General features: G+C 67.3%; 13 protein-coding genes. 7 read left to right on the top strand and 6 right to left on the bottom strand.

The annotated features are described in order from the left end of the window. Window positions 1-117: 117 nt before the first annotated feature. A complete protein-coding gene (locus ACSFBL_RS24220; RefSeq protein WP_435518362.1) occupies window positions 118-858 on the bottom strand; it encodes a hypothetical protein in 741 nt (246 codons plus the stop codon). A gap of 146 nt (window positions 859-1,004) precedes the next feature. Between ACSFBL_RS24220 and ACSFBL_RS24225 the strand changes: the two genes are divergently transcribed. From ACSFBL_RS24225 to ACSFBL_RS24235, 3 genes are all read left to right on the top strand, one after another. Beyond that, entirely contained in the window at window positions 1,005-1,601 is a 597-nt protein-coding gene (locus ACSFBL_RS24225) for an ABC transporter ATP-binding protein (protein WP_435518363.1), read from the top strand. Continuing rightward, complete coding sequence (locus ACSFBL_RS24230) at window positions 1,598-2,416, top strand: ABC transporter permease (protein WP_435518364.1); 819 nt, start codon at window positions 1,598-1,600, stop codon at window positions 2,414-2,416. The genes ACSFBL_RS24225 and ACSFBL_RS24230 overlap by 4 nt, the downstream gene beginning before the upstream one ends. Window positions 2,417-2,527: 111 nt before the next feature. Next, window positions 2,528-2,929 carry a hypothetical protein gene (locus tag ACSFBL_RS24235; RefSeq protein ID WP_435518365.1) on the top strand — a complete coding sequence of 134 codons (402 nt, stop codon included), beginning with the start codon at window positions 2,528-2,530 and terminating at the stop codon, window positions 2,927-2,929. 24 nt (window positions 2,930-2,953) lie between these two features. Here ACSFBL_RS24235 and ACSFBL_RS24240 read toward each other — a convergent pair whose 3' ends face one another. The 4 genes from ACSFBL_RS24240 to ACSFBL_RS24255 are packed head-to-tail and all read right to left on the bottom strand — an operon-like array spanning window position 2,954 to window position 6,438. Further along, window positions 2,954-3,928, bottom strand: coding sequence for a Bug family tripartite tricarboxylate transporter substrate binding protein (locus ACSFBL_RS24240; RefSeq protein WP_435518366.1), 975 nt, complete (start codon window positions 3,926-3,928; stop codon window positions 2,954-2,956). A 43-nt stretch (window positions 3,929-3,971) separates the two neighbouring features. Further along, entirely contained in the window at window positions 3,972-4,736 is a 765-nt protein-coding gene (locus ACSFBL_RS24245) for an SDR family oxidoreductase (RefSeq protein ID WP_435518367.1), read from the bottom strand. Then, entirely contained in the window at window positions 4,733-5,476 is a 744-nt protein-coding gene (locus tag ACSFBL_RS24250) for a fumarylacetoacetate hydrolase family protein (RefSeq protein WP_435518368.1), read from the bottom strand. The genes ACSFBL_RS24245 and ACSFBL_RS24250 overlap by 4 nt, the downstream gene beginning before the upstream one ends. A gap of 8 nt (window positions 5,477-5,484) precedes the next feature. After that, a complete protein-coding gene (locus ACSFBL_RS24255) occupies window positions 5,485-6,438 on the bottom strand; it encodes a 2-hydroxyacid dehydrogenase (RefSeq protein WP_435518369.1) in 954 nt (317 codons plus the stop codon). Window positions 6,439-6,538: 100 nt separating this feature from the next. On the opposite strand from ACSFBL_RS24255, the gene ACSFBL_RS24260 reads away from it, so the two are divergent. Further along, window positions 6,539-7,684, top strand: coding sequence for a citrate/2-methylcitrate synthase (locus ACSFBL_RS24260; RefSeq protein ID WP_435518370.1), 1,146 nt, complete (start codon window positions 6,539-6,541; stop codon window positions 7,682-7,684). On the opposite strand, the gene ACSFBL_RS24265 is transcribed toward ACSFBL_RS24260, so the two are convergent. After that, window positions 7,681-8,682, bottom strand: a complete 1,002-nt coding sequence (locus tag ACSFBL_RS24265) for a LacI family DNA-binding transcriptional regulator (protein ID WP_435518371.1) — start codon at window positions 8,680-8,682, stop codon at window positions 7,681-7,683. The genes ACSFBL_RS24260 and ACSFBL_RS24265 overlap by 4 nt on opposite strands. 304 nt (window positions 8,683-8,986) lie before the next feature. Between ACSFBL_RS24265 and ACSFBL_RS24270 the strand changes: the two genes are divergently transcribed. From ACSFBL_RS24270 to garD, 3 genes are all read left to right on the top strand, one after another. Next, a complete protein-coding gene (locus tag ACSFBL_RS24270) occupies window positions 8,987-10,135 on the top strand; it encodes an L-talarate/galactarate dehydratase (RefSeq protein WP_435518372.1) in 1,149 nt (382 codons plus the stop codon). 106 nt (window positions 10,136-10,241) lie between these two features. After that, entirely contained in the window at window positions 10,242-11,594 is a 1,353-nt protein-coding gene (locus ACSFBL_RS24275; protein ID WP_435518514.1) for an MFS transporter, read from the top strand. A 24-nt stretch (window positions 11,595-11,618) separates the two neighbouring features. Continuing rightward, window positions 11,619-13,208 (top strand): galactarate dehydratase, encoded by a 1,590-nt coding sequence (garD, locus tag ACSFBL_RS24280; RefSeq protein ID WP_435518373.1) that lies wholly within the window; start codon window positions 11,619-11,621, stop codon window positions 13,206-13,208. The last annotated feature ends 55 nt before the right edge of the window (window positions 13,209-13,263 follow it).

Raw genomic sequence — 13,263 nt, forward strand, 5'->3', positions numbered from 1 at the left:
TCCCAGTGGTGCCACGCGCCAGAGTTTCGCACCACACCGGGGAATATTGGTACTTTTGTTTTCAATTGCATCAGAAGTTTGGCGCCCGCCGCCTTGGCACAAACGGGGAGTTGCGGCTCACTCAGCCGCGCGCCACCGGCCCGACTCGGGACACACTTCGACACGCACGCCGTTCCGCCAGACCTGCTCTTCATCCAGTTGCAACGAAGTCGACGGATCGACGTCGAAGGCGACCTGAAGGAGGCGCCCGACCTTGGCGTCCTCGATGGGAAGCTCCCAGGTCAGGAATACCTGCGTGCAATCCGGGTCCGACGCGAAGTCGGCCACATCGAAACCGCTGCTGCCGCGCCGGGCCACGGCGTGCGGCTGGCCGGTGTCGAACACGAGGGCCGTGCCCCGGGTCAGCGGGATGCGATGACCGGTGGACGGGAAATGCACGTCCAGCCCCTTGTCCTCGCTCACGAAGAGATTGCAGAAGGCCGCGCCGCCATAGTGCGCGCCGTCATGGTGGTACCTGGCGCCGTGGCAGGCCATCAGCGCGACGTCGGAAGCGGCGAGCACTTCTTGCAGGCCGAGCGCACGCGTCCAGTCGCTCATCGCCTGCACGCACTGCCTGTAGGCCGGCCAGCGTGCGCGGGCGCGTGCCAAGGGCAATGCCTCGACGTCGCCCGGTTCCAGGCCCAGCCGCGACGAGATTTCCCTTTCCCAATCGGCGACCAGCCTGGCGGGGGGCGCAGGCACGTCGAGCGTGGTGGACAGCACGACATTGCTCACGCTCCGGCTGCGGATGACATCGCCGCTCCAGAAATAGGAAACCAGCGGGTCTGGCTCGCGCCGCGATGGGGGGGCATCACTCATCCGGGGCAGTGTAGTAAGGCGCGCCGCCTGAACGGACTGCGCTTTGGCCTGTGGCCTGCGTCGACAGAACCGGGCGTCTCCGCCATGATGGGCACGGCGATGATCTTCCGCATGCACTCCCCCGGCCTTGCTGGCCCACGCTCGCCATGCTGAGCATCCGCGCCCTGCGCTCGGTCCACGGCGGCCCTTTCGACCTCGACCTCGGACGTGGCGAATGCGCGAGCATCGTCGGCCCCTCGGGCGTGGGCAAGAGCCTGTTCCTGCGGCTCATCGCCGATCTCGATCCCGGCAGCGGCAGCGTCGCGCTGGACGGCCAGCCACGGGAAGCCTGGCGCCCGATGGCGTGGCGCCGGCAGGTCGTCTACCAGGCCGCGGAGCCTGCCTGGTGGCAAGCGACGGTGGGACCGCACTTCCCTGACGGATCGATCGAGACCCTCCGGACCGCCCTGCCCTTGCTGCATCTTCCGGCCGACATCCTCGATGCCGAGGTCGCCCGGCTCTCGACCGGCGAGCGGCAGCGGCTCGCCTTGCTCCGCTCGCTCTCCCGCGAGCCCGCGGTGCTCCTGCTGGACGAGCCGACCGCCTCGCTCGACGCCGCATCGACCCTGGCGATGGAATCGCTCCTGAAGGCTCGCGTGCAAGGCGGCCTGTCGATCCTCTGGGTCACTCACTCGACGGAGCAGGCCGCGCGCGTGAGCCAGCGCCGCTACGCCATGACGCGCGAAGGGCTGCAGGCGCTGTGAACCACGTCGTGCACCTCGGCGCGCTCGACGTGGCGCTGGCGGCGTCGCTGGTCCTCGTCAGCGCCGTGGCCTCGCTGCTGCTGCACCTCGACCTGCACCGCCAGGTGCTCTGGGCCGCGACGCGCATGGTCGTCCAGCTCCTGCTCGTCGGCCTGCTGCTGCGCATCGTGTTCAGGGCGGCGTCGCCGGCGGTCACGCTCGTCATCGTGCTGTTGATGATCGCGGCCGCCGCGCGCGAGGTAGCGGTGCGTCCGACGCGCAGGCTGCGAGCGGCCGGCAACTACCGCATCAGCGCGACCGTCGTCGGCCTCTCCAGCGTCGCGACCGTCGCGCTCGCGCTGATGACGGCAATCCGCCCCGACCCGTGGTACGACCCGCGCTATGCCATCCCGCTGATGGGCATCGTGCTGGGGAGCGTGCTCAACTCGGCGAGCCTCGGGCTCGATGGCTTCCTGGAAGGCGTGGTGATACGGCGCCCGGCGATCGAGGCGCAGCTCGCACTGGGCGCCTCTATCCATGAGGCACTGGGCGAGCTGCTGCGGTCCTCGATACGGCGGGCGATGATCCCCATCGTCAACCAGATGTCGGCGGCCGGCATCATCACGCTGCCCGGCATCATGACCGGCCAGCTGCTGGCGGGCATGGACCCGATCGAGGCGGTGAAGTACCAGATCCTGCTGCTCTTCCTGCTGACGGGCGCGGGCGGGCTGGCCGCGGCCGGCGCGGTGTACTTGGCGGCACGGGCCATCACCGACGAGCGGCAGCGCCTTCGGCTGGACCGGCTCTCGACACGGGCAGCGGCAGGCAAGCGTTGAGAGCGCGCCGTCGTTCGCCGCCAACACCACCCGCCTGCGGGGCTCTCTCGACCTTTCACCTCGCCGTCAGAACGCTGGCAAGCTGGTACGCTCAGGCGAACAGTAGGTCGAATGACTGACGTCGCCACAAACCGCCGCAAGAACCTCCACACGTTGTGCGCCCTCTACGGGTACGCGCTCGTGGCCCACTCCCTCCAGGTCGAACGTGCGGCGCTCCTGCGCTTGCCCGAGGATGCGGAGGTTCCGGAAGCCCTGGCGCGCCACCTCGAGGTCGAACTGGACGTCCCGCCCTTCTGCCTGGACTGGGAGCCCGACCGACTGCCCGCGCCGCCTTCGGTGACCGATGGCCACCTGGTGCTCGGCGTCCTGCTGGACATGGTCGAGCGGTACAACCCCAGCCTGCCCGCCGAGAAGCTCGGCATCCTCTGCCACATGGCCTTCGATCGCTTCTTTCGCAAGGGAAAGCTCGAAGCCCACTACCTCGGGCAGCTCGTCGGCCTCACGCTGCCCTGATCCGCGGGCCCGCGGCCTTCGGACTCACTCCGCCTCGATGCCCGCCTGCTTGACGACCTTGCCCCACTTGGCGAGGTCGGACTTGATCAGCGCGGCGTACTCCTGCGGCGTTCCGCCCTGGACCTCGATGCCGGCAGCCTCCAGCTTGGACCGCACATCAGGCATCTTCAGCGCGGCATTGATTTCGGCATTGAGCTTGTCCACGATCGCCTTGGGCGTGCCGGCCGGCGCCAGGAAGCCGCCATTCGTGTTGGCGTCGTAGCCCTTGAGCCCCTGTTCCTCCGCGGTCGGCACGTCCGGCAGGGACGATGTCCGCTTCCGGGTCGACACCGCGATCGCGCGCGCGTTGCCAGCCTTCACCTGCGACTGGATGGCGCTGACCGTGTCGATGTAGAGCGCGGTGCGCCCGGCCAGCAGGTCCGGCTGGGCGGCGGAGGAGCCCTTGTACGGGACCAGCAGCATCTGCACCCCGGTGGACATGCGGAACATCTCGGCCGCCATTTCCTGCGCGCTGCCGCGGCCGGAGGTCGCGACCTTGGCCTGATCGGGATTCGCCTTCATCCACGCCACGAACTCGGGCAGCGTCTTGGCGGGAATCTTCGGGTAGATGGCGAACACCAGCGGAACCTCATGGGTGTAGACGATGGGCTCGAAGCTCTTCTCCGGATCCCAGCCGAGGTTCTTGAAGAGGAACTTGTTGATGTTGTGGCTGCCGCCCACGATGCCGATCGTGTAGCCATCGGGCACCGATTTGGCGAGGACATCGGTGCCGAGGTTGTTGGATGCGCCGGGCCTGTTGTCGATGACCACCGGTTGCCCCATCGACTTCGTGAGCTTCTCTCCGACGACGCGGGCAATCGTGTCGATCGCACCGCCCGGCGGCGCAGGCACGATGATCTTGATGGCATGGGTCGGGTAGGCCTGCGCTGAAGCCAGGACCGGCACCACGGCCAGGGACGCCGAGACGGCGAGGATCTTGAACAGGGATCGGGGTTGCATGGATGTCTCCTTATGGGTGGGGGCAAACGTCAGGCGGCGCTTGCTAGCCGCGCCCGACGAAGGGCATGGCGCTGGCCATGATGGTCATGTTGAGCACGTTGGCGCCGAGCGGCAGCGCGGCGATGTGGCGCACCGCGTCGGCGACGTGGTTCGCGTCCATCATGGGTTCGGGCGCGACCGTGCCATTGGCCTGCAGCACGCCGCGCGTCATGCGCTCGGACAGTTCGGTCAGTGCATTGCCGATGTCGATCTGGCTGGCCACGATGCCGAAGGCACGGCCGTCGAGCGCCAACGCCTTGGTGAGGCCCGACACCGCATGCTTGCTGGCGGTGTAGGGCGCCGTGAAGGGGCGCGGGGTCTGCGACGAGACCGAACCGTTGTTGATGATGCGCCCGCCCTGCGGCGACTGGCGGCGCATCAGGCCGAAGGCCGCGCGCGCGCACAGGAACACACCGGTCACGTTGGTGTTCAGCACGCTGAACCACTTGTCCAGGGGCAGCTCGTCCATCGGCACCGCCGGAGCGTTCACGCCCGCGTTGTTGAAGAGCAGGTCGAGTCGGCCGAAGCGGGCTTCGATCGCGGCGAACAGCGCCTGCACGCTGACCGGGTCGGTCACGTCGGTGGGCACGGCCATGGCCGCCTGTCCCCGGCCCTCGGCCTCGGCCGCCAGCGACTGCAGTGGCTCGGCCCGACGTCCGGCCAGCACCACGGCCCAGCCGTCGTTGAGCAGTCCGAGGGCCACGCAGCGGCCGATGCCGCTGCCTGCGCCGGTGACCAGCGCGATCTTTCTGGAAGGGGTTGCGTTCAAGGGGCGTCTCCTGATGGCGTTGAATTGGAATGGCGGGAACGAGGGGGAAGGGTGTGATCGCTGTGGACGGTCATGGAAAACCGGCCGATGTCCTCCACGCCGCCGCTCACGACGTCGCCTGGTTGCAGCGGGCCCACGCCTGCCGGCGTGCCGGTGTAGATCAGATCGCCCGGCGCGAGCGTCACCGACCTCGACAGCATCGCCACCAGCTCGGGGACTGTCCACATGAGATCGGACAGGTCGGCGCGCTGGCGTTCGACGCCGTTGACCGTCAGCCACACGGCCCCCTGTCGGGGATGCCCGCAAACCGCAGCCGGCACCAGGTGAGAGCAAGGGGCCGAGTGGTCGAAGGCTTTCGCGGCCTCCCACGGGCCACCCGTGCGCTTGGCCTGCTGCTGCAGATCGCGCCGCGTGAGATCGAGTCCCGCGGCATAGCCCCAGATGTGATCCGATTCCACCTGTTCCGGGTCGATGTCCCGGCCGCCGCGGCCGATCGCCACGACCAGTTCGATCTCGTGGCAGAAGTCGTCGGTGCCCGGTGGATAGGGCAGGAGCCCCGCCGCCTGCACCACCGCGCTGGCAGGCTTCATGAACCAGGCCGGCAGTTCCAATGACGGCTTGTCCTGGCCCCACCGGTAGTTGCGACCGATGCAGTACACACGTCCCACGGGAAAGACCGCTTCACTGCCCGCCACCGGCAGGGTGGTCGGCTCAGGCGCGGGAAAGACGAGGCTCGCCATGCGCCCACTCAGGTCGTCAGGCTCATCGCCGGGCGTTCGCACGCGAGCGCCTGGGCCACACTGTCGAGCACCATCCTGGCCATGGCGGTGCGGGTCTCCCAGGTGGCACTGGCGCGGTGGGCCTGGAGGGTCACGTTGTCGGATTGGCGCAGCGCGGAAGGAACGCGGGGTTCGTCGACGAACACGTCCAGCCCCGCGCCGGCGATGCGCCCGCTGGTCAGCGCAGCCGTCAGGTCCGGCTCGTTGACCAGTCGGCCGCGCGCCACGTTGACCAGGAAGCCCCGCGGGCCGAGCGCATCGAGCACGGCCGCGTCGACGATGCCTTCGGCCTTGTCCGCTGCCGCGCACAGCACCAGCGCGTCCGAATTCCGAGCGAGTTCGACCAGGTCCGGCACGAACCGGTGGGCCACGTCGTCCATGGCGCGCAGGTCGGTATAGGCAATCGGGCATCCGAAGGCCGCCGCGCGGGCCGCGACGGCGCGGCCGACCCGCCCCATCCCGACGATCCCGACGCGCATGCCGCTGAAACGGCGCGCCAGCGGGATGGCACTGGGCTGCGGAAAGCGCTCCCATTGACCCTCGCGCACGAAGCGGTCGCCCGCGCACAGGTTGCGGCATGCGGCGATCAGCAAGCCGATCGCGAGATCGGCCACGTCTTCGGTCAGCGCACCCAGGGTGGCGGTGACGGCCAGCCCCCGCCCTCGGCAATACGACAGATCCACCGCATCGGTGCCGACGCCGTTGACGGCCACGACCCGAAGGCGAGGCAACTGCTCCAGCATCTCCCGCGAAATCCCGGTGTGCCCGCCGGTGATGACCGCATCGACGGACGCGCCATGTTCACGCAGCCAGGCGCCCGGGTCGGCGAACTCGAAATATTTGTGGACCGTGTAGAGCGATGCGAGCTCGTCATTGATCGCGGGGATCAGGATCGGATTGAGTTGCAGGATCTGGGGCTTCATGGCCGCATCCTATGGATTGATTGATCTAGACGTCAATATTGACGTATAAAATCAATATATATTTCATTCTTCCCGTCCGACCATGGCTTCCTGGATTTCGATGAGCGAGGCTTGCCAACGCCTCGGCGTGCAACCTCAGACGGTGTACGCCTACGTGAGCCGCGGCAAGGTCGAAGTGATGCCCGATCCGGTCGACACGCGCCGCAGCCTGTACCGCGCAGAGGACATTGCCGGTCTGGCCAAGCGCAAGCAGGCCGGCCGCAAGCACGAGACGCTGGCCGCTAACACGCTGTTCGGCTCGGAGCCCAGCATTCCGACGGCCCTCTGCGCATTCTTTCGCGGGCGCCCGTACTACCGGGGCCAGGATGCCGTGAGTCTGGCGCGTGCTGCCAACGTGGAAGACGTGGCGCGGCTGCTGTGGGACGCCGGGCAGGCCGTCGACTTCTCGTCCTCGACGCAGGTTCGCCAGGCCGAGCCCGGGCGCGTCGCCGCCTTCACCGCCCTGGCCAACCTCGCGGCCGCCGGGCATTCCACGCGCGGGCGCCTGACCCGGGTGCTGCACGCCGAGGGCCAGGGCCTGGTCGGCCAGTTGGCCGATGCGTTCGGGGCCCAGCCCGGGCACCAACCGCTGCACCTGCGCTTCGCGCAAGGGTGGGGGCAATCGACGCAGGTAGCCGATCTGCTGCGAACGGCGATGGTGCTGCTGGTCGACCACGAACTGACCAGCTCAGCCTTCGTCGCACGCATTGCCGCATCGACAGGGGCCTCGTTGCCCGCCTGCCTGCTGGCAGGATTGACCACCCTCTCGGGCCCCCTGCATGGCGACGCCTCGGGTCGCGTCCAGGCGCTGTTCAGCGAAGTGGAACGACTGGGCGACGACAAGGTGGTGGCCCACTACCTGTCCACCGGCCTGCCCTTGGCAGGATTCGGTCACCACCTCTATCCCGACGGCGATCCGCGGGCCGCCGCCTTGCTGGCGCTGTTCGAGCCCCCGGAGGTGATCGCGCGCTTCATCGAGAAGGTGACGAACCTGACGGGATTGCAGCCGAACATCGACGTGGCCCTGGCCGCCCTGGTCGCGCACCATCGACTGCCCGCCGATGCGGCCTTTGGCCTGTTCGCGACGGCACGCAGCGTCGGGCTGCTGGCGCACAGCCTGGAACAACTGGGCGTGGCGCAGGTGATCCGCCCTCGCGGGCGCTATGTGGGCCCGATGCCTGAGGTGCCGCAGAGGACGCGAAGCTAGCCGCCCGTCGACTGCCGTTCGACGATGCGGAACCCGACATCGACGACCGGTTTGGCGATGGTTTCGCCGCGGCAGCGATCCACGACCAGCCGCGCCGCCAGGCGCCCGATCTCCGAGCCGTCGACATGCACCGTGGAAATCGAAGGCACGGTATGGGGGCCGAAGTCGGCGTTGCCGAATCCGCAGATCGCCAGATCCTGCGGCACGCGCAATCCGCGCGCCAACGCTTCGACGATGACGCCGTGGGCCAATTGGTCGGAACTGCAGCAGACGGCTTCCAGGTGCGGATCCTGCTCAAGCAACTCCGCGAGAGCACGCCGGCCCAACTCCAGGCTGCTGGGCGCCGGCACGAACGCCGTCGGCACTTCGCGGCCGAGCGTGGTCAGGAAACCGTCACGCCGCATTCGCGCACGATGGTCGTCCCCGCTGGCGACGCCGATGCGCTTCCATCCCTTGCCGAGGAAATAGCCGCCCAACGCGCTGCCGACCTTGACGTGGGAGAAGCCGACGAGCATGTCGATGGGTCGATCACTGAGGTCCCACGTCTCGACCACCGGGATGCCGAGCCGGTGCAACCGGTCCCGCGCCTTCTGCGACTGCACGAGGCCGGTCATGACGATGCCGTCGGGCTGTCGACCGATCATGGTGTTGAGCACCGCCTCCTCGCGCTCGGCGTCGTAGGCCGTCTGACCCAGGATGAGCTGGTAGCCCGCACTGGCCAGTTCGGTGGTCATCGACTGCACGGTCGGCAGGAACTGCGCCACGCCCAGCGCCGGCACGACGGCCGCGATCAGGTGGCTGCGCTTGGATTTCAGGCCGCCTGCGAGCAGATTCGGGATGTAGCCCGTCGCCTCCACCGCCGCCTGTACGCGCTCGATGGTCTTGTCCGACACCACGCCGGGGTTCGACAACGCGCGCGACGCGGTGATCAGCGAGACGCCCGCCGCCTTGGCAACGTCATGGAGCGTGGCTGACTTGAAGGGGGAAACGGCGTTCATCGGGCGTCAATCTGGGGCTTGGCTTCGGCTGATGACAACGTTAGCAGAACAGGGAGACGGCGACCAGCCATCTTACCCGGCCCTCGAGGGCAGCCACGTTTGAGTGTGTAGAGCCAAGCTGGCTAGACCCGGGAAAACCCCAATCAATCTTCCTTTGACCGCCAAAAATGACAACGATATCATTCAGATCACCGAAGCGACTTGAGCGCCAACAGCGACGTTTCATCCTCAAGACAGCGCGGCATCCCAGCTCGCCTCAACGAGCGATGCCGCAAATGACAACGTTAGCAAACACGACTGGCCCATGAACCCCCCTTCCTCTCCCGCCGGCGACAGCATTGCCTGGATCCGCGTCTCGTCCTGCTACCTGCCACTCGCGAATCCGATCAGCGACGCGAAGGTGCTGACCGGCCGCCAGAAGCCCATGACCGAGATCGCGATGCTGTTCGCGGAGATCGAGACAAGGGACGGCCATCGCGGCCTCGGCTTCAGCTACTCGAAACGCGCAGGCGGCCCGGGTCAGTTCGCCCACGCCAGGGAGATCGCACCGGCCTTGATCGGCGAAGACCCGAGCGACATCTCGAAGCTCTGGACCAAGCTGTGCTGGGCGGGCGCGTCGGTCGGGCGCAGCGGCATGGCCGTGCAGGCCATCGGCGCTTTCGACGTCGCCCTCTATGACCTGAAAGCCAGGCGCGCCGGCCTTTCGCTGTCGAAGCTGCTCGGCTCGCAGCGCGATTCGGTCCAGTGCTACAACACCTCGGGCGGCTTCCTTCACACCCCGCTCGACCAACTGCTGGTGAACGCGGCCGCCTCTCGCGAACGCGGCATCGGCGGCATCAAGCTCAAGGTCGGCCAGCCCGATCGCGCGCTCGACATCCGGCGCGTCGAAGCGGTTCGCAAGCATCTGGGTGACGACATGCCCTTGATGGTCGACGCCAACCAGCAATGGGACCGGCCGACAGCGCAACGCATGTGCCGCACCTTCGAGCAGTTCAACCTGGTCTGGATCGAAGAGCCGCTCGATGCCTACGACTTCGAAGGGCACGCCGCCCTCGCGCTGCAGTTCGACACGCCGATCGCCACCGGCGAGATGCTCACCAGTGCGGCCGAACACGGCGAGCTGATCCGCCACCGCGCCGCCGACTACCTGATGCCCGATGCGCCCCGCGTGGGCGGCATCACGCCCTTCCTGAAGATCGCGGCGCAGGCCGAGCAGGCGGGCCTGAGCCTCGGGCCGCACTTCGCGATGGAGCTGCACGTGCATCTCGGCGCCGTCTACCAGACCGAACCCTGGGTCGAGCATTTCGACTGGCTCGAACCGCTGTTCAACGAGCGCCTCGAAATCAAGGACGGTCGCATGCTGGTGCCGACGCGCCCCGGCCTGGGCATCAGCCTCAGCGAACAGGCCCGGCGCTGGACGCGCGAAGAAGTCGAAGTGGGCAAGCGCGCTTGACGCAGCGCGCAAACCCCTCCCTGACAGCGATCAAGCCAACCCACGAGACAAGCGGCCACGCCGCCAGGAGAAAAACATGAGCCACGCGCTCGACATCAAGCATCCGATGAGCACGCCCGGAACAGGCGCCGAAGATACGGTCAAGCGCACCCGCGTGCGCTACTGGGTCCTCCTGATGATCTTCATCGTGACGACGGTGAACTACGCCGACCGCGCCACCTTGTCGATCACCGGCCCGACGATGCGGCAGGAATTCGGCTTCGACACGATCCAGATGGGCTACATCTTCTCGGCCTTCAGCTGGGCCTATGTGCTGTCCCAGATCCCGGGCGGCTGGCTGCTCGACCGCTTCGGCGCGCGCAAGGTCTATGCGGCGAGCATCTTCTTCTGGTCGGTGTTCACGCTGCTGCAGGCTTCCGTCGGCGTGCTGACCAGCGCCGCCGCCGCCGTCTCGACCTTGTTCGTGATGCGCTTCTTCGTCGGCATGGCGGAAGCGCCGGCCTTCCCCGCCAACGCGAAGGTGGTGGCGAGCTGGTTCCCGGCGCAGGAGCGCGGCACCGCCTCGGCGATCTTCAATGCAGCGCAGTATTTCGCGGCCGTCGTCTTCACGCCGATCATGGCGGCCATCACGCACTGGTTCGGCTGGCACGACGTCTATCTGGCGATGGGCGCTCTCGGCATGATCCTCGCCGTCGTTTGGTGGAAGCTGGTCTACAGCCCGGCGAAGCATCCCTCGGTCAATCGCGCCGAACTCGACCACATCGAGGCGGGCGGCGGCCTGATCCACATGGGCGAGCGCGGCGGCCCGACCGCGGCGGCATTGCCCAAGGGCCAGACCGCGTTCTACGTGAAGCAGTTGCTGACCAACCGCATGCTGCTCGGCATCTACATCGGCCAGTTCTCGATCAACGTGCTGACCTACTTCTTCCTCACCTGGTTTCCGGTCTATCTCGTGCAGGAGCGACACATGTCGATCATGCAGGCGGGCTTCATGGTGTCGTTGCCGGCCATCTGCGGCTTCGTGGGCGGCGTGCTCGGCGGCGTGGTTTCCGACTGGATGCTGCGCCGGGGCTTTTCGATCACCGTGGCACGCAAGACCCCGATCGTCGTCGGCATGCTCATGTCGGTCAGCATGATCCTGTGCAACTACGTCAGCGCCGACTGGATGATCGTCGGCCTGATGGCACTGGCCTTCTTCGGCAAGGGATTCGGCGCCTTTGGCTGGGCCGTGATGGCCGACGTGGCGCCCAAGGAAGTCATCGGCCTGGCGGGAAGCATCTTCAACACCTTCGGTGCGGTCGCCGGCATCGTCACCCCGATCGTCATCGGCTACATCCTTGCCTCCACGGGCTCGTTCAGCGGGGCCCTGGTGTTCGTCGGCCTCAACGCGCTGGTCACGGTGTTCGCCTACCTGGTGATCGTCAAGGACATCAAGCGCATCGAGCTCAAGCACGAATAAGCGCGAATCACCGGACGACACCTCATGGCTGAAACGATCTCCCTTGCACCGCTGCACATCAGCATGGACGAGCGCGACAACGTCGCGATCGTTGCCAACGACGGCGGCCTGCCCGCCGGCACCGTGTTCCCCTCGGGCCTGACGCTGGTGGACAAGGTTCCCCAGGCGCACAAGGTCGCGCTGGTGGACATTCCCGAAGGCGGCGAAGTGCGCCGCTACAACGTGACGATCGGCTACGCGCTCAAGCCGATTCCGGCCGGAAGCTGGGTGCACGAACGCCTGCTCAGGATGCCCGCGGCACGAGAACTCGAAGGGCTGCCCATCGCCACGGTCAAGCCCGAGCCAGCGCCGCCGCTGGAGGGCTACACCTTCGAGGGCTATCGAAATGCGGACGGCTCAGTCGGCACCCGCAACATCCTGGCCATCACGCAGACGGTGCAATGCGTGGCCGGAGTGACGGAGTTCGCCGTCAAGCGCATCAAGGACGAGTTGTTGCCGAAGTTTCCCAACGTCGATGACGTCGTGGCCCTGGAGCACACCTACGGCTGCGGCGTGGCCATCGACGCGCCGGACGCGATCATCCCGATCCGCACGCTGCGCAACATCAGCCTCAACCCCAACTTCGGCGGCGAGGTCATGGTGGTCAGCCTGGGCTGCGAAAAGCTCCAGCCCGAGCGGCTGATGCCGCCCGGCACCATCCCACTGATCGACGAACGCAACGTGGCCGACGTCGGCGACAGCGCGGAGAGCAAGCTCGACGTCGTGTGCCTGCAGGACGACGCCCATGTCGGCTTCATGTCGATGGTCGATTCGATCATGCGGCAGGCGGAGGAGCATCTCGAACGCCTCAACGCCCGCCGTCGCGAAACGGTGCCCGCCAGCGAACTGGTGGTCGGTGTGCAGTGCGGCGGCAGCGATGCCTTCTCCGGCGTAACCGCCAATCCGGCTGTCGGCTTCTGCACCGACCTGCTGGTGCGTGCGGGGGCCACCGTGATGTTCTCGGAAGTGACCGAAGTGCGCGACGGCATCGACCAACTCACCTCGCGGGCCACCACGCCCGAGGTGGCCGACGCGATGATCCGCGAGATGGCCTGGTACGACGCCTACCTCGACAAGGGGCGGGTCGACCGCAGTGCCAATACCACGCCCGGCAACAAGAAGGGTGGGCTGTCGAACATCGTCGAGAAGGCGATGGGCTCCATCGTCAAGAGCGGCAGCAGTGCCATCTCCGGCGTCATCTCGCCGGGCGAGAAGGTCAGGCAGAAGGGCCTGATCTACGCAGCCACTCCCGCGTCCGACTTCATCTGCGGCACCCTGCAACTCGCGGCCGGCATGAATCTTCACGTCTTCACCACCGGCCGCGGCACGCCCTACGGCCTCGCCGAAGTGCCGGTGATCAAGGTCGCGACACGCGCCGACCTGGCACGCCGCTGGCACGACTTGATGGACATCAACGCCGGCACGATCGCGACCGGGGAGAAGACCATCGCCGATGTCGGCTGGGAGATGTTCAAGTTGATGCTCGATGTCGCCAGCGGCCGCAAGAAGACCTGGGCCGAGCACTGGAAGCTGCACAACGCGCTGGTGCTCTTCAATCCTGCGCCGGTGACCTGAGGCGAGTGCGGCTCCTGAGCGCCGCCTCCATGCGACGAACCTGCAGCACAGGACG

It is taken from the genome of Variovorax glacialis, assembly GCF_051216375.1.
Lineage (GTDB): Bacteria > Pseudomonadota > Gammaproteobacteria > Burkholderiales > Burkholderiaceae_C > Variovorax.